Source organism: Streptomyces sp. NPDC020731 (assembly GCF_044334705.1).
In the GTDB taxonomy this organism is placed as follows: domain Bacteria; phylum Actinomycetota; class Actinomycetes; order Streptomycetales; family Streptomycetaceae; genus Streptomyces.
This window is the reverse complement of record NZ_JBIRTN010000021.1, coordinates 91,856-106,097: the sequence shown is the minus strand read 5'-3', so window position 1 is coordinate 106,097 and position 14,242 is coordinate 91,856. Positions and strand designations below refer to the sequence as shown.

The window sequence follows — 14,242 nt, the reverse complement described above, 5'->3', positions numbered from 1 at the left end:
GCTAGACAGTGTGAGAAGGCCGGGAAGTCGGGGCGGTGGTGTCAGCGGCGGGCGATGACTGAGCGGACGGTGATGGCACACACGGCCACGGATGCGGCAGTGAGGGCGACGGCGAGGAGCATGGAGACCAGGACGGCGCCGACGACCAGGACCACGGCGGTGCCGCCGCCGACGAGGGCGAGCACGGTGCCCGGCGTGAGCTGGACGACCGAACGGTTCGGAGCTGGGCTGGCGGCTGTCGATGCCGGGGCCGGGGCGTGCGGCGTGACTGCGGTCGGTTCGACGACCGCGGGCGGGGTGGTCAGGCCGGTGGGCTGCGGCATTGTCGGGACCTTCGGTCGGAACATGAGCGGTCTCCCTTCGCGGGTCACTTGAGGGCGGGGTCGATGACGGGGGCGAGCAGGCTGTCGGCGAGGAGGTAGCCGCCCAGGAGCAGTACGGCGATGAGCCACCAGGGCGGGCGGATGAGCTTGACGCCGAGGACGCCGACGACGAGCAGCGCGAGCCAGAGCGGGACGTCCATGTCGGGTGGTCTCCTGTCAGGCCGGGCAGCGGTGGGTGCGGGCGGCGAGTTCGGCGGCGGCGCGGCTGTCGTACTCGGCGGAGAAGTCGCAGCGGGGAGCGGTGCAGGCGGCCAGGTGGCGGTTCCGGCCGCGTTCGACGTAGGAGGCGACGTTGACGGGGCCGATGCGTCGGAGGTTGCGGAAACGGCGGTTCACGGTGGGGCTCCTCTCAGAGGTGTGCGGCGACGGATGCGGTCATGGATGGGGGCAGGCCGAGCCGAGTGCGTACGGCGTCGGGGTCGGCGGGGCGACCGGTGGCCGAGCGGTGTTCGTCGGCCAGGGCCCGGACGCGGTCGACGAGGGCGGGCGGCAGGGCGACGGCTGGAGCAGGCACTGGGGCGGGAGCGGTGGCCGGGGTGGCAGCAGGCTCGGGAACTGGTTCGGGGTCGGCGGGGTACGGAACCTTGTGATCGGGCCGTTCCGCGCCGGACGAACCGCCGTCAGGTGCCGTAGCGGCGTCCGTCGCGGGAGAGGCGGCGTGCCCCGGGGCGTGCGGGGCGTGGGCCAGCAGCGTGCCGCCGAAGAAGGCGACGGCTGGCCAGCCTGCGACCGTCACGCGGAGCCAGGCGGGTACGTCGTCCAGGTCGAGGAGGCCGGCCGTGGCGACGTTGGCGCCGAGGGACGCGGCCAGGGCTACGAGGAACCACAGCCGCGGACCGCCGGCCGCCTGGCCTGCTCGCTGTGACTGGCGCATCCGACGCCAGGCGGCGACCAAGAGCAGGTCGACGCTCACGGGATAGGCCCACGCCTTCCAGCCGTCCTGTCCGGCCGCTGCGGCGACGTCGTGCAGGTGGGAGAAGGACAGGGCACCGGCGATGACGGCCTGCACGATCACGGCGTCCACGCGGGCCAGGTGGGCACGCATCGGCTCGGGCTCCTTCGGTTCGGGCATGGCAGGGGTAGGGACTTGGCGTGAGGCGTTCACGCCGACCGTTGGAGGGGAAGTGCGGCTACCCGGTCACCGGGCGCGCGGAGGGCTGCACGCCGGGAGCAGCGGAAGGCTGCACCACGACAGGTCGGAAGGTTTCCAGGCGGGGCAGTTCTGGGATCAGGCCCGAAGTGTCGCGGCAGACGGCCGCCGCGTCTTCGAGAGTGAGATGCGGGGAGCGGACCCGGGACCAGCCGCCGGAGGAGTCCCCGACGACCGCGACGCCGGGTCGTTCGGCCGGGATCCTGGTGGCCGCCAGCGCCGCTTCCGGTGCGATGTCGCCGAGAGCCATGTTGGCGGACGTCTCGTCGTTGACGCGGTGGCAGACCCGACCGGTGAGCTGGGCGCGGAGCATGGTGGCGCCCTTGCCGAGTTCGGCGCCGAAGCGCTGCCCGCACACCTCCAGATAGATGCCGGCCGCGCGCCCGAGCTGGGCGAGGCGGATGAGCTTGGTGACCATGGCGTCCCGCCGCTTCTCGTCGTCCTTGCTCGCGGCGAGGAAGAGTTCAGCGACCTCGTCGACGACGACCACGACCGGCACCGGCCGCGCCTTCTCCGGCAGGCCCCAGACGTCCGAGGTGAGCACGGCATCCGAACCGGCCCCGCCCCTCATGCCGATCAGGCGGAAGCGTGCCTCCATCTCCTCCACCAGGACGTCAAGGAGGTCGTTCGCACGGTCCGGCGTATCGGCGAGCGCCGACAACCGGGGTGTGAACGGGGCCAGTTCGACACCCCATTTGCAGTCGATGCCGACGAGTGCGACAGGTTGCCGGGCCAGCCCGCAGAGCAGGTTGCGCAGGTACACGGACTTGCCCGACTGCGTGGCGCCGAGGATGAGTTCGTGCGGCACGGTGCGGAAGTCCCGGACGTGCCAGTGTCCGTCCTCACGCAGTGCCAGGGGCAGGGTCAGCGGTTCGGTCCGCAGCCGCCGACGAGGGGGCCGTACGTCGGCGAGGACGTCCCAGCCGACCAACCGCAGCTCCAGCCGTCCCGGCTTGGTGGGCCGGACGTGCACGGCGTGCGCACCCCAGGCGTGCCGTAGCCGGTCGGCCGAAGTGTTGAAGTCTTCGGGTGCCTGGCCGGCCGCCATGCGCAGCCGCATCACGAGTCCGGACCCGGTCGGCAGTGGCAGCGACCGACGAGGCGGCACGGGAGCGGCCTGTCGCCCCACCATCCGGGCGGTGGCCCGGCGCATGGCAGAGGCGGGCACCGTCAGGCCGCAGGCGTCCATGGTGGCCCGGTAGGTGGTGAGCACCCGCAGCGTCACGGCCGGATACCCGACCAGCCACCAGAACAGGACCGGCAGTCGACGGCGCACAGCGGCCAGCGCAGCCGCCACCAGCACCGCTAACAGCAGAATCCACAGGGCATCGGTCATGGCGCTCAGCCCTGCACCGCGGCCGGCGTGCCGACCATGACGGCGTCTGCCCGGTAGGCGATGCCGTGCCGAGTACGGCCGCCGAACTCGCTCTCCCAGGGCCGGGCGATCAGGCCGGACAGGAACACCGGTGCACCCATGACCAGTCCCTCGCCGATGCCCTTCTCGGGCACGGTGACCTTGATCATGTCCGAGCCACCTTGGGCGATGAACACCAGCTCCATGACCATGAGCCGGTCGTTGGTGACCGGGTCCACGGCCACCTCCCCGGTCTGCCGGTCCCTCACCTTGACCTCGGGGAGCTTGGTGACCAGCAGAGTGGCGGACGAGGTGTCCACAGGGATGACACGCATTCTGTACCTCACTTGATTCGGGCGCCCTCGTGGACGCCGAGCCGTTGAATACCCCCCTAGACAGCACAGGGAGGCGACCACCCCGACCGTCCAGGGGGATTGACGACCACCGTAAACCGACGCCCCGTCAACTGTCTAGGGGGGTATACGAGCGTGTCGCGCGAGCGTCGATGGGACCACCCGATCTCGCAGCGGCCGGTGACGCCATTCGGGAGCCCCTTGCCCGCTTTTAGACCACCACCGTCACGGGTTGTCGAGCAGGCCCAGCGCCGTATCCGGGCGGCAGTGCACGCACGCCGGCACACCATGCCGCAGAGCTTCAACCACCTGCTCGCGGGACGCGGGACGACACCGGCCCGACTTCGTCGCTGCCCAGCAGTCCCCGGCATGGACGGCATCCACGTTCTCCCGGTTGAGCCCGTACTGGAGCAGCCAGTCCGGAGGCGGCGGCCGCATCTCCTCACCTCGGCGCCGCTCAGCCTCGCGCCGCTCCTCGTCCGCGATCCACCCGTCGAGCTGCCGCACGGCAGCCGTCGCCTGCTGCACGACCACACGGCGCGCGAAGCGCAGCAGCTCCAGTCGGGACGGTTGGTCGCTCACACGTTCGATTCTACGGTTGGGTGTGCGGCTTCGACGAGGGCACCCAGTGGAGAACCGTGGCGTCGTCCCTCGCCTTTCCGCGAGGCCACCGCTGCCCGTCGGGATCGCCGTTCTCCGCTTCCCGTACACGGCGGATGAGTTCGTCCGGGCCGGCGGACGCGAGCACGTCCAGCACGTCCGTCCAGTCGGCGAGGCCGAACCGGTCGACGAGGCGTGCCGCGCCGTCGCTCAGCAGGGTCACGGACGCCAGCGATTCCAGCGGCACCGTTCCGGTGAGGGCGTGCTCGGCTGCCCGTGGTTCGGGGCCAGCGATCCAGAAGCCGCCCGGCCGGTTACGGAGTCCCGTCAGGTCGTCGCGGTACTGGGCCAGGGCGGCAGCGTGCTCGGGCGTGCCGGTGGGCAGTCGGTCGACCGACGCACGGAGTTGCTTTCCGACCTGGTCTAGGCGGTCGTCGGTGACAGCGGTCGTCTTCCCGCCCTGACCGGCGAGGAGGAGGGTCGAGTCGCCGAGGACGAGGTACTCCAGCGCTCCCCCGCCGACGCGGACCGCGACGACCGTGCTGGTCGGGCTGGCCCGGTAGGTCAGGTCGCACGTGTCCTCGTGCAGGGACCGGACGCCGCGGATCGCGTCGGCGAGACAGTCGGCGAGGGGCCGGGCGGGATCTTGCACGATGTTGCCCAGCAGCAGTCCGCCCAGGGTCGAGGAGAACCACGCGATGCCGTGCACGCAGCCGGTCTCGGCCCCGGCGACGCCGGCACCGTCGAGGAGGACGGCCGCACCTGGAGCGGTGGCCGCGAAGTCCTCGTTCTGCTGGTCTGGTTCGGCAGGCAGCGTGCCGAGGGCGACGTTCACGCCGTCGTCTCCTCGTCGTGCAGGTACAGGGGGCAGAGGAGTTCGGCGGATTGTGGCTCTTCGGCCTCGGGGTCGTACTCGACACTCACCAGGGTGGAGAAGTGCCTCTCCCCCACCTGTCCCCACAGCGTGCTGAGGTCGGAGGCGAGCAGGTGGACGACGCCGAGGGAGCCTGCCGTGTGGATGCCGGCGATGGCCAGCACCGAGCCGTTCCCGTCCGGGCGGGGCAGTCGGCCCAGGTATCCGACGTCGTGCGGGCGGCTCGGCTCGAGGTCCGCCCCTGCGTGGTACGCCGTGCCGGTGCGCCGGTCCACCAGCGCCCAGGGCTCGCCCTCCGGGTGTTCCCAGGCGAGTACCGGGTCCTGGGCGTACAGGTCGCGCATGGCCTGGGACATGCCCGGCCCGCAGACGACGACCAGGCCGTCACGGTTGAGGTCGACCTCGCCGCTCACCTGTACGTGGCCGGAGCTGACGTCGAGCCCGTACGACTTCGCCATCTCCTCCAGCCGCTTGCCGGAGTTCATGTCGGCCATGGCGACGACCGGGCGCTTCTTCGTGTCGTCCCATCGGAGCGGCGTCACGACCGTGACGGCGCCCGTCCCGAGGAAGGCGCCCTCAGGCGCCGGGCCGGTGTGCCGGATCTGATGGATCCGCCCGCGGCTGAGGCCGGCCTTCTCGGCGATCTGCGCGTAGGACATTCCTTGTGCGTGGAGGTCCTGAACCACGCGGCGGCGGAGCCGGGCGAGTTCGGTCACCTCCTGCTGCGCAGCGGCCAGCCTCGTGGTGACCTCACGCAGTAGCAGGTACGGATCATCGATCGCCATGATCCGCTGCAACTCGTCCGACATGACCACACCTCCCAGAAGTACCCAGGAGTCTAGGGCCCTAGACGGAATGGGTGGGAGGCGCCGTCCCGTACGACTTTCAACGACGAAGAAGCGCGACCGTCGCCGAGGCACACCTCGAGGAGTCACCCGTCACCGCCGGCACGGCAATGGCCGCCCATCAGCGAGCGGCACCCGGTCACGCGCCCTCCCAGGCCAGTTCCGCCCAGACGGAACGCCCGTCGGGCCAGTTCTTCACGCCCCAGTCCTTCGCGCAGGCCGCGATCAGCAGCAGCCCGCGCCCGCCCTCTTCTTGGCTGGTCACATCGCACAGATGCGGGACCCGTTCGCCGCCCTGGTCGACCACCTCGATACGGACGAAGCCGTCACCGAAGCCGACGACCACGAGGAACCAGCCGCCTTCCGCCCCGCTCAGCGAGTGACGAACGGCGTTGGTGGCCAGTTCGCTGACAACCAGGGTGGCGTCATCGACCGGCCCCTTCTCGGCGACTAAGGCAGCGACGAAGTGACGGGCCTGGACCACCTGCTCGGCCAGGCCGGGGAAGGCGCGGCACCACTTGGTACGCATGGCAAGCTCCTTGTCTGCGTCTAGGGGACTAGACAGCGCGACGGCAGGCTATGCCCACAAGCGCTCCGCACGCCAGGCATGTAAAGGAATTATTCCTCTAAGGGGTGACCGTGTCTCCCAGCTCGCGGAACTCCTTCATCACCCGCAACAACAGCTCACGTACCTCGTCCCCGAAGACGGCTGCGCCTTGGAAGCGGTCGAAGGTCTCCTCGTACGCAGCCACCTCGGCGGAGGCGACGGCCACCCGCTCACCGGTGAACGCCTCAATCACGACAGCCTGCTCGTCGCACAGCGTGAAGCCGTGACGAGGCAGATGCGGCACCGGGCGGCGCCACGGGATGACGCCGAGCCGCACCGTGCTCAGGCTCTCGACGGCGAGCAGCCGGTCCAACTGGGCGAGCATCAGCGCCGGCGTGCCCGGCCAGGTCCGCAGCACGGCTTCCGTCAGCACGAACACCGACTCGCGCCCAGGCTCGAACAACACGCTCTGCCGCTCCACACGGGCAGCGACAGCCCGACCAACCGCCTCAGGGGTCGAGTCCGGCGCGCTCTCGAAAACGTGACGGGCGTACTCCGCGCTCTGAAGCAGCGACGGCAGAACGACACACTGGAACGACCGCACCGACCGAGCACCGCGGACCGCGTCATCAACGACGAGCCCAGCGGGCAGCCCTTCCGCTTCGGAATCGGTGGCGATCGCAGACTCAACGGCGACGAGCAGGTCACGGAGTTCCCGGGCCGCCGACTCATCGAGGTTGAGCGCCCGGCACAGCCGGTCCAGCACATCGACACTGGGGACCATGCGCCCGGTTTCCACCTTGGAGACCGTCGGCTGACCAACGCCGGCCCGCTGAGCCAGAGCAGCACCCGTCAGACCAGCCTCCGCACGCAGAGCCCGAAGACGTGCCCCAAGCACCCGCATCCGCTCGCGCCGTTCACTCCCCATACCCAGGGTTCTACACCACGAGCCGACAGCGGCCAGGCGCAAGAGCAGCATCAACAGCCGTCGGTATGAGCGTGATTCAAAGTCTCTCTACTAGTTCAAGGCGGCTCGCTCCGCTCACCGCGCGCGGCCCGGCCCCCGGCCGGGCCTGCGCTCCTGTCTCCGCCCCGCTCCAGCCCGGCCGGCGCCCGTGCCGCGCACTGAGCAATCAGCCGGCTGATGCCAGAGAACGGGTACGTCGTGGCTGGGGCGGTCGGCTCCATGGCTTTACGGAGCCACTTTGGCGCGAGCCTCGAAGCCGCTCCGCCGCCCTCACCGGGAACCGCTCTCCTTCTATGTGAGTCCTTGTACGGTGCAGCCGCTGATCAACGCGCGACCCCAAGAAGACGGTGCTAACTTAAGTACAGAGGCCGCGCCCCTCTTATATTCTCCTTATTCATCGCTGCTCGGCGCCTTCCCAGAGCCGATCCGTCAGTGAGCATGCGGGCAATCATTGACCGAGGAGACGAAAATGCCTTCGCAAGAGAACGAGGAATTCCACGCTCAACGCAGGCATGGCCCGCCTTTGGACATCGATCCTCGTACGTCGTTTGAGCGTGATCGTGACCGCATACTTTATTCTTCGGCGTTCCGGAGATTGGCAGGCGTAACACAAGTTGCGGCCGTCAGAGAGCATCACCTTCTACACAATCGCCTCACTCACAGCCTGAAGGTTGCCCAGATAGGTCGCCGCCTGACTCAGCGCCTGTGCAAGGATCCAGCTTTCGCTGAGCAAGTTCCGGGAAAGGCAGTATCTTTCCCCGACATTGTGGAATCTGCAGGACTCGCACATGACATCGGGCATCCACCCTTCGGCCACACAGCCGATAAAGTGCTGCAACAAAAAATGTCTCACTACGGGGGATTTGAAGGCAATGCGCAAACTTTCAGAGTACTCACCAAGCTAGCAGTTCACGCCCATGTCGACCATGGGTTGAACCTTACCAGGGCATCTCTCAATGCAGTCCTTAAGTACCCCAGGTACCAAGGAGAAGAGGGTTCAGAATTAGCAGATCGAAAATGGCCCTACAGGATCAGGGGGAATAAGTGGGGCGCCTATCGGAGCGAGGAACAGGATTTCAACTTCGCACGACATGGCGAGACTTATACGGGGAAGCGTTCCGTAGCCGCTGTCCTGATGGACTGGGCTGACGACGTTTCATATGTCACTCATGATCTCTACGACTACTTCCGGGGTGGCCTCATACCCCTTCATGCCCTGCATAACGAGTCATCCGACGAACTCATGGGATTTGCGAGGGCACGAAGGAGCGACGGTTATGAAGAATTCAACGAAGATACATTCGTGCGGCAATATCGGGAACTTAAGCGCCTAATGCCGGACCGTAAGTGGCGGGATACGCGCGATGATCGCAAAATGCTAGACCAATTTCAGCACGAGCTACTTGGTCTCTTTTTTGATGCGGTTACTATCAACAACTCAGGAGGCAGCCCGGAAGTTACCATAGATGAAATCGCCGAATACCGGGTCGAGGTCATCAAGGAATTGACCTTCTTCTACGTAATAAGGCGCCCCAGCCTGGCTATGGTTCAGCGTGGCCAAAATAGAATTGTCAGCACGCTATTTGACGACTTGATGGAGATGCTAGGAAGCCATCGAAAGGGTAGGCGGAATCCAGATTACCCGGTACCAGAGCTACTTGACGACATCTACGATCGCATGGAAAAACACGAGCAAATAAGTGGCTTCCATCGAAGCAATGAAGAGCGCCGCGCACGAGCGGTGTGTGACTACATCTGTGCACTCACTGAAGATCAGGCGATCAATTTGTATGAGCGCATTACCGGAAATAGCGTTGCACAAGGTTCTATATTCGGCACATGGTTTTAGGGTTGCACACCGGCCCCCCGCGGTCGAGTAGCCGCCCGCATCCTCGGCCGCCGAAGCCGCAGCTCAGTTGCCGGATTACTCAGCCTCTCTCCTGAAGCGGTGGCTGGCAGCAGCCTTGTACCCTTCGAGCTGCGGTCTAGAACAGCGGATGCTGATCGGAACTCGGAGATTCGGCTTGAGCCTGGACTACTTCCATCGGAATAAGTTCAATACGCTCCGGGTCGTAAAGCCAGTAATACCGGCCTTCGATTTCTTGTCTCCCAGTCACCTTTATCGCCATATTGTTGCGATGGGCATCCATAGCGAGATCGTAGTCTTCCGCTTTCAGACGGACGCGCATCTTTTTGGCCGTGCTACCGGACAGAACATCTACCCGAATGAGCCCAGGGCGACCAAATTGCGGCCTATCAAGTAGCGTCACCGCACCCAAAACAGTAACGCGTTGAGGTCGAGAAGTAGCCGCTAGGACATTTCCTGCCGTCTCTAGCACGGGGTAGTCTGCCGGCGAGAATTCCATAGAATATGTCTCAATGCAGGAATCCTGGAAAAGATCGGCGGCCACATTCATCTCAATTCCGACTTCCGCCCCGTCCGAATCCCTAACAAGATCCCGAACCGCTTGTGTGATCTCGAAACAAAAGCCGCGATCGACGTTTTCGGTGAACCCTGCGCTGGAACCTGTTTCTGTATAGTGGTCGACAACTTCTCGTGTCGTTTGAAGTACATCAACCAGGGCGCGCGTAATGTCACGGCCAGTATGAGTTCCCGTAGCTGGAAGCGTGTCCCCGGGGCGCAACTTCTTCTCGGTGAAGATCTCCGTAGGGGGTACGTACGCCGTCACGACGTAGCTACCTACCTCAGTCTGCCCCATCAACACTGACTCTAGAAAAGACCTAGCCAAGTGTGCATTCGCGTTACCGAAGTACGCGAGTTTAGACTTGCGCGACTTCGCGGCAACGGCCATCGACTTTCGAGCGGCAGCATGCAGGTCTTCACCCGCCAACCATTGAATCGTACCTTCATACGTCCTGGCTTCTTTATGGAACTTCATTTCGTCACCAAGGGCCTGAGTGGTCAAGACCCTTTCAAGTAGCGCCCTAAGGCGCGTACTACCCAACTTCCATGCCTGTGCAACTGCTTGCGCGAAGAGGTCGGAGTAGTCGGCCAGTTCCTCGTTTTGTGGCAATAAAATCCCGCGCGCCGATGCATTCCCAATAGGTCGCCATCGGCTATACATGTTTGCTTGACCGCCGAACTTCTCCCAACCGTTCACCTCAAGCAAGCGAGCCAGCTCGCTGTCGCTCATGCGAGAAGCGATTTCCGCAAACTTAGGCGAGTTCACGGTGCGCCTCCCTGCCCTATCCTCTCCATTATTTGACAGAGTGCCACGTCATCGAAAATTTGGCCGGTTGACACACGGATTGCAGTGCTCTCTTTACCCGAGGGTACCTCTCCAGTGACACTACGCCAGTAAGCACAATGTCGGAGCGACAAATAGTCGTGACTAGCCTCGACCCACCCAGCGAAATCTTTCGGCACGATCATGGCTACCAGGATTCGGTGAACCGCGACAGGAGTTCGTGCAAGCATCTTGAGCCGGTCATTGCTCAGATTCACGGATACGAAACCATTGGGCGGATTGGGTGCAGAAGTAAACGTACTCTTCAATTGGATCTTCAGATCGATCTGACAGTCGACCACATGGGACGCGGAAGAGTGCGTCAGCTGCCAGTCGATGCCGTCGTCTGGTTCAGGCTTTGCCATGGTGCATCCAGAGGCGGCAGCAACGGCCCGCAGATAACTGTCCTGCAGCATCTCCATGCGATCTGTCTGCCGAAGGTCGCCTCTGAGCGGCTCAGTAGGCATATGTGCACTTACGCTTAACACGTGGCGTGTCTCCCCCCGGAGGTACTAGGACCATACGGTAGGTGCCCTCCTTGCACTTGGGTAGATCGCGTGGCAGTTCGGGCGCAGATTGTGACCGCATGATCGAAATGACCACCTGCCAGAGGCCCAACAGCGAGGCGGCTATGCGGGCGCGCTGGTCAATGGCTGCAAGGCCGCAACCGACCGAGGCTCACGTGCCATCTGCGTGCCCGATCGTGCGGGGAATGGCGGGTACCGAGTCGACGGTCAGGCAGATCTTCCTTGATACTTCGCCGCAGGTCAGCGCAGTAGCGGTCACCAAAAAAACCCAAGCTGATAGCTCGCGCTCCGTCGTCACGGGGCCGGCCGTCGCGGGTTGCTCTGGACGACTGCGCAATAGCGTGGCTGAGGCCGGCGGGGGTACAGCGAGGCATACGCGCGCCTGGTCGGTCAGTGCGCCCACCGTCGTGGCTGGCTGTCGCCGGCTGAGGCCCGTGCCACTGCCGTGCCAGATGCAGCGGTCAGCCACGGTCAACAAGAGTTTCTGACAGTCGAGTTGCCGGACATCTCACCAGGCATCGAAGCCGCAGGTCACCGGCCCGACGCACCAGCCTCTCTCCTAAAGCGGGTGTCGCAGGTTCGAATCCTGCCGGGGGCGCAGCCAGAAGGGCCGGCTCAGGAGGAGTTTCCTCCCGGGCCGGCCCTTCGTCGTGTCCGGGGTCGTGTCACGTCGGCTTCGCTGTCAGTCCTGGCCTGTACGGTCCGCCCATGGCTGAGAGACCGACTACAAGCTGGCGTCACGGCATAGCGGAGGAAGCTGCGGAGATCGCCGTTGGCACCCTGGATCCCGAGTGCGCCTGCATGGCTGGGCTGTTCCCCGAGAAACTGCTCACGGCGACCGATGCAGTCCTCGATACCTTCGAGGACGAGCTTGCCGGACTTGGCGATGCCAGCGACGAGCAGGTCTTTGCTGTGGTGCAGCGCGTCGTCCTGGCCCTCAACGCGGTGGACGAAGCCCACAAAGGAAGCGCCTTCGAAACCGACGAGCGCGAGGAGCTGTGCGACTACATCGACCAGTCGCTCACCGAGCACGGCGTCGACGTCGTCGCGCTGACCGCCCGCCACGGACTGGGCCGCCACCAGCTCACGGACAAGTGGCGGAAGTGGTAGGGACGCGCACCCTGCTGGGCGTCGTACTACCGCCGCACCACAAACGCACCAGATCGAGCGGGGAACAGCGGGGAACCACGGTGAAAGCTGTCGGACGCGAAGAGGCCGCACCGAAGCCGTTCACCCAGGTCAGCGCTGGAACCAGCCGTGAATGATCGCAGCTTCCCAAGCTGAGGGCTCGGCCGGCCGCCGTCGTCAGGCGCTGGCCGTCGGTACCTGCTCCTGTCGACGGCACAGGCAGCATGGTTGAGGCCGGTGGGGGTGCAGTGAGGCACACGCGTGCGTGATCGGTTGGCGCACCCGCCGTCGTGGCGGACTGTCGTCGGCTGAGGTCCAGACAGGGCGCATCGAAAGTGCCGCCCGTCGGCCGAGCGAGACAAAACTGGGCCGTCTCTGGGCCGTCCGAGGCCGCTCGCCAGTGGCCAATGACGACCAACGACGACCACCAGGCGCACGGGCCCATTGCCTCTGATCAGGGAAAATGCAGGTCGCCACGATTCTCGGCAAGACCCAGGGCAAGAAGAAGTAAGCGGACGCGAACAAGCCCCCTGCCTGCGGGTTCTCCGCCGGGAGGGGGCTTTTCGTTGTTTCTTGGGTCGTCTGCTGCTCGGTCGGGTCGTGGTCAGGGTTCGAGGGAGTCCGGCTCCGGTTGTTGCCTCACCTCCGCCTGCGCTCCCGCATCGCGGAGAGCCGTGGTGGCCGCCTCTGTGTCTTCCTGCGGCACGCCGGCGAGGATCACGGCGGGTACCCGCACTGTCAGGACCTTGCTGTGCCAGAGGCTCAGCCCTGTCAGCCGCCGTACGGCCTGGACGACGTCCAGCGTGCGAGTGCCGGGGTCGGTGAGCACCACGTCATCACACACCGGCGAGAAGTACTCGTCAGCCATGAACCCCCGGATGCTGCGGCTCCACCATCACCCGGATCGGCACCCGAGCCGATGGTGAGGCGGCGCAGGCCGGACGGGTCTCAGTAGAGGATGACTCTCCACAGGTCGACCCACAGCATCCGGCCACTGTCCGTGTCGCGCACCTGGATCCGGTCGTCCTCCACCTGCCGGACAGTGCCGTAGAGCGTGGCGTCCGGGAGGTCCGCCCTGACGGTGTCGTACACGTCCAGGTCGTCCTCCACCGGGCGGAACCACGTGTGCCCGCAGCGGTCGCAGCGGTAGTTGACGACGTCCCGCCCCCGGGCGGAGGGAGGATTTCCGGTACGGACTTCCTCGACGCGGCACTTGGGGCACGGATCGGCGGTATGTGCGCCTATCGAGCGGGACATCGTCCGATCCTGTGGTGGAGCAGCGGAGCACAGCAACTGCCAGGGGGCGACAACGACTGCTCAGCCGCCCCTGCGCGCGGACGGTCCGCGATCCGCGCGCAGGGGCTCAGGAGTGCCGTACGGGTTTCATGGAGCTGCGGGCACGGTCGGCCCGCGCGGTGCTCAGAGGTCGGGGAGGCCCGTCAGGGCGGCCATCTGCTGGATCTTCGTCGGGTCCGCGACGCCGGAGTAGGCGCGCACCTCGTCCACCGTGCCCGCGAAGTACTCACCGTGGATCGCCGAACGGCCCACCTGGAGACCGCCCGAGGCCGTCCACGAGGTCGTGTCCACGGCGGTGGACGTGTGGGAGAGCTGCCCGTCCACGTAGAAGCGGAGCTCGTGGGCGGTGGCGTCGAAGACGACGGCCAGGTGTTCGCCCACGTCGTAGGGGTTGTCGTTGGGCAGGGTCTGCTCCTCGGCGATGACGACCTGTGGAGCGTTCGCCTCGTCCCGTGTGGACACGACCACTTCCCACTTGCCGCTTTCCGCCTGGTACCGGATCGCGAGGCGGTCGGTGCTCGCGCCCGGGAGGGAGAGGACGGTCTGCGTCCTGTCGTCGGCCGCGGCCAGGCGGGCGCGGACGGCGAGGGTGAAGCTCCCGTCCCCGCCGACCGGTGCCGCGGACGTCGCCGCCCAGTCGCCGTCGCCGTCGAGCCTGAGATCGCCCTGACCGACCAGTGCGGGGTCCCCGAAGATGTCCTCGTTGTGGTAGATCCAGGCATCGCCGTTCAGGGTCAGCGGCAGGCCCCCCGATTCCACGTTGGGTGCGGCTCCGCCGGGCGCCGCCTCCAGGGGCCAGTAGCCCTCCCGGCTCAGTGACGTCGCCGGGGCCGGCCCCTCGTCCGCCGCGTAGGCGGTACCAGGGATCCCACCGAGTGCGAACGAGAGCGCGAGGGCTCCCGCCGTCACCGTGGCGGCGCGGTATCTGCCGTTCATGTTCCCCCACTTTTCGAGAATCCGGTCGGAATGC

18 protein-coding genes are annotated in these 14,242 nt (G+C 66.0%); 2 read left to right on the top strand and 16 right to left on the bottom strand.

Annotated features, from left to right (window positions below; all coding sequences use genetic code 11):
- Positions 1-41: 41 nt before the first annotated feature.
- The 11 genes from ACH4VX_RS28925 to ACH4VX_RS28875 all read right to left on the bottom strand — a co-directional run bounded on the left by ACH4VX_RS28925 (position 42) and on the right by ACH4VX_RS28875 (position 7,034).
- Positions 42-347: a SpdD-like protein gene (locus ACH4VX_RS28925; RefSeq protein WP_359747194.1), complete on the bottom strand. Its 306-nt coding sequence runs from the start codon at positions 345-347 to the stop codon at positions 42-44.
- A gap of 20 nt (positions 348-367) precedes the next feature.
- Positions 368-523, bottom strand: coding sequence for a hypothetical protein (locus ACH4VX_RS28920; RefSeq protein ID WP_006134826.1), 156 nt, complete (start codon positions 521-523; stop codon positions 368-370).
- A gap of 16 nt (positions 524-539) precedes the next feature.
- Positions 540-719: a mobile element transfer protein gene (locus ACH4VX_RS28915; RefSeq protein WP_019524147.1), complete on the bottom strand. Its 180-nt coding sequence runs from the start codon at positions 717-719 to the stop codon at positions 540-542.
- Positions 720-732: 13 nt separating this feature from the next.
- Positions 733-1,428: a DUF2637 domain-containing protein gene (locus ACH4VX_RS28910; RefSeq protein ID WP_398371516.1), complete on the bottom strand. Its 696-nt coding sequence runs from the start codon at positions 1,426-1,428 to the stop codon at positions 733-735.
- Positions 1,429-1,513: 85 nt separating this feature from the next.
- Entirely contained in the window at positions 1,514-2,869 is a 1,356-nt protein-coding gene (locus ACH4VX_RS28905; protein ID WP_398371411.1) for an FtsK/SpoIIIE domain-containing protein, read from the bottom strand.
- A 5-nt stretch (positions 2,870-2,874) separates the two neighbouring features.
- A complete protein-coding gene (locus ACH4VX_RS28900; RefSeq protein ID WP_028959488.1) occupies positions 2,875-3,222 on the bottom strand; it encodes a hypothetical protein in 348 nt (115 codons plus the stop codon).
- A gap of 243 nt (positions 3,223-3,465) precedes the next feature.
- Complete coding sequence (locus ACH4VX_RS28895; RefSeq protein ID WP_398371409.1) at positions 3,466-3,822, bottom strand: DUF6233 domain-containing protein; 357 nt, start codon at positions 3,820-3,822, stop codon at positions 3,466-3,468.
- A gap of 10 nt (positions 3,823-3,832) precedes the next feature.
- Positions 3,833-4,675, bottom strand: a complete 843-nt coding sequence (locus ACH4VX_RS28890) for an integrase (RefSeq protein WP_398371408.1) — start codon at positions 4,673-4,675, stop codon at positions 3,833-3,835.
- A complete protein-coding gene (locus ACH4VX_RS28885) occupies positions 4,672-5,523 on the bottom strand; it encodes a sigma factor-like helix-turn-helix DNA-binding protein (RefSeq protein ID WP_398371406.1) in 852 nt (283 codons plus the stop codon). The genes ACH4VX_RS28890 and ACH4VX_RS28885 overlap by 4 nt, the downstream gene beginning before the upstream one ends.
- 175 nt (positions 5,524-5,698) lie before the next feature.
- The gene (locus ACH4VX_RS28880) at positions 5,699-6,088 is read right to left on the bottom strand and encodes an ATP-binding protein (protein ID WP_006134834.1); all 390 of its coding nucleotides are present in this window, start codon (positions 6,086-6,088) and stop codon (positions 5,699-5,701) included.
- A 97-nt stretch (positions 6,089-6,185) separates the two neighbouring features.
- Positions 6,186-7,034, bottom strand: coding sequence for a helix-turn-helix domain-containing protein (locus tag ACH4VX_RS28875; protein ID WP_398371515.1), 849 nt, complete (start codon positions 7,032-7,034; stop codon positions 6,186-6,188).
- 508 nt (positions 7,035-7,542) lie between these two features.
- Between ACH4VX_RS28875 and ACH4VX_RS28870 the strand changes: the two genes are divergently transcribed.
- Complete coding sequence (locus tag ACH4VX_RS28870) at positions 7,543-8,922, top strand: deoxyguanosinetriphosphate triphosphohydrolase family protein (protein WP_398371404.1); 1,380 nt, start codon at positions 7,543-7,545, stop codon at positions 8,920-8,922.
- 136 nt (positions 8,923-9,058) lie between these two features.
- Here ACH4VX_RS28870 and ACH4VX_RS28865 read toward each other — a convergent pair whose 3' ends face one another.
- The gene (locus ACH4VX_RS28865) at positions 9,059-10,228 is read right to left on the bottom strand and encodes a hypothetical protein (RefSeq protein ID WP_398371402.1); all 1,170 of its coding nucleotides are present in this window, start codon (positions 10,226-10,228) and stop codon (positions 9,059-9,061) included.
- Between the two features lie 32 nt (positions 10,229-10,260).
- Complete coding sequence (locus ACH4VX_RS28860) at positions 10,261-10,743, bottom strand: DUF4365 domain-containing protein (protein ID WP_319113161.1); 483 nt, start codon at positions 10,741-10,743, stop codon at positions 10,261-10,263.
- 813 nt (positions 10,744-11,556) lie between these two features.
- Between ACH4VX_RS28860 and ACH4VX_RS28855 the strand changes: the two genes are divergently transcribed.
- Positions 11,557-11,958, top strand: coding sequence for a hypothetical protein (locus ACH4VX_RS28855; protein WP_398371400.1), 402 nt, complete (start codon positions 11,557-11,559; stop codon positions 11,956-11,958).
- Between the two features lie 622 nt (positions 11,959-12,580).
- Here the strand turns inward: ACH4VX_RS28855 and ACH4VX_RS28850 are convergent.
- From ACH4VX_RS28850 to ACH4VX_RS28840, 3 genes are all read right to left on the bottom strand, one after another.
- Entirely contained in the window at positions 12,581-12,844 is a 264-nt protein-coding gene (locus ACH4VX_RS28850) for a ribosomal protein L7/L12 (RefSeq protein WP_398371398.1), read from the bottom strand.
- Between the two features lie 80 nt (positions 12,845-12,924).
- Positions 12,925-13,233 (bottom strand): hypothetical protein, encoded by a 309-nt coding sequence (locus ACH4VX_RS28845; RefSeq protein ID WP_398371396.1) that lies wholly within the window; start codon positions 13,231-13,233, stop codon positions 12,925-12,927.
- A gap of 162 nt (positions 13,234-13,395) precedes the next feature.
- A complete protein-coding gene (locus ACH4VX_RS28840) occupies positions 13,396-14,208 on the bottom strand; it encodes a LamG-like jellyroll fold domain-containing protein (protein WP_398371394.1) in 813 nt (270 codons plus the stop codon).
- Between the last annotated feature and the right edge of the window lie 34 nt (positions 14,209-14,242).

Bases quoted from the DNA above. Each gene is read 5' to 3' on its own strand.
- ACH4VX_RS28870 (WP_398371404.1), top strand. From the start codon at position 7,543: ATGCCTTCGCAAGAGAACGAGGAATTCCACGCTCAACGCAGGCATGGC.
- ACH4VX_RS28875 (WP_398371515.1), bottom strand. From the start codon at position 7,034: ATGGGGAGTGAACGGCGCGAGCGGATGCGGGTGCTTGGGGCACGTCTT.
- ACH4VX_RS28900 (WP_028959488.1), bottom strand. From the start codon at position 3,222: ATGCGTGTCATCCCTGTGGACACCTCGTCCGCCACTCTGCTGGTCACC.
- ACH4VX_RS28905 (WP_398371411.1), bottom strand. From the start codon at position 2,869: ATGACCGATGCCCTGTGGATTCTGCTGTTAGCGGTGCTGGTGGCGGCT.
- ACH4VX_RS28865 (WP_398371402.1), bottom strand. From the start codon at position 10,228: ATGAGCGACAGCGAGCTGGCTCGCTTGCTTGAGGTGAACGGTTGGGAG.
- ACH4VX_RS28860 (WP_319113161.1), bottom strand. From the start codon at position 10,743: ATGGAGATGCTGCAGGACAGTTATCTGCGGGCCGTTGCTGCCGCCTCT.
- ACH4VX_RS28840 (WP_398371394.1), bottom strand. From the start codon at position 14,208: ATGAACGGCAGATACCGCGCCGCCACGGTGACGGCGGGAGCCCTCGCG.
- ACH4VX_RS28925 (WP_359747194.1), bottom strand. From the start codon at position 347: ATGTTCCGACCGAAGGTCCCGACAATGCCGCAGCCCACCGGCCTGACC.
- ACH4VX_RS28845 (WP_398371396.1), bottom strand. From the start codon at position 13,233: ATGTCCCGCTCGATAGGCGCACATACCGCCGATCCGTGCCCCAAGTGC.
- ACH4VX_RS28910 (WP_398371516.1), bottom strand. From the start codon at position 1,428: ATGCGTGCCCACCTGGCCCGCGTGGACGCCGTGATCGTGCAGGCCGTC.
- ACH4VX_RS28855 (WP_398371400.1), top strand. From the start codon at position 11,557: ATGGCTGAGAGACCGACTACAAGCTGGCGTCACGGCATAGCGGAGGAA.
- ACH4VX_RS28850 (WP_398371398.1), bottom strand. From the start codon at position 12,844: ATGGCTGACGAGTACTTCTCGCCGGTGTGTGATGACGTGGTGCTCACC.
- ACH4VX_RS28880 (WP_006134834.1), bottom strand. From the start codon at position 6,088: ATGCGTACCAAGTGGTGCCGCGCCTTCCCCGGCCTGGCCGAGCAGGTG.
- ACH4VX_RS28920 (WP_006134826.1), bottom strand. From the start codon at position 523: ATGGACGTCCCGCTCTGGCTCGCGCTGCTCGTCGTCGGCGTCCTCGGC.
- ACH4VX_RS28885 (WP_398371406.1), bottom strand. From the start codon at position 5,523: ATGTCGGACGAGTTGCAGCGGATCATGGCGATCGATGATCCGTACCTG.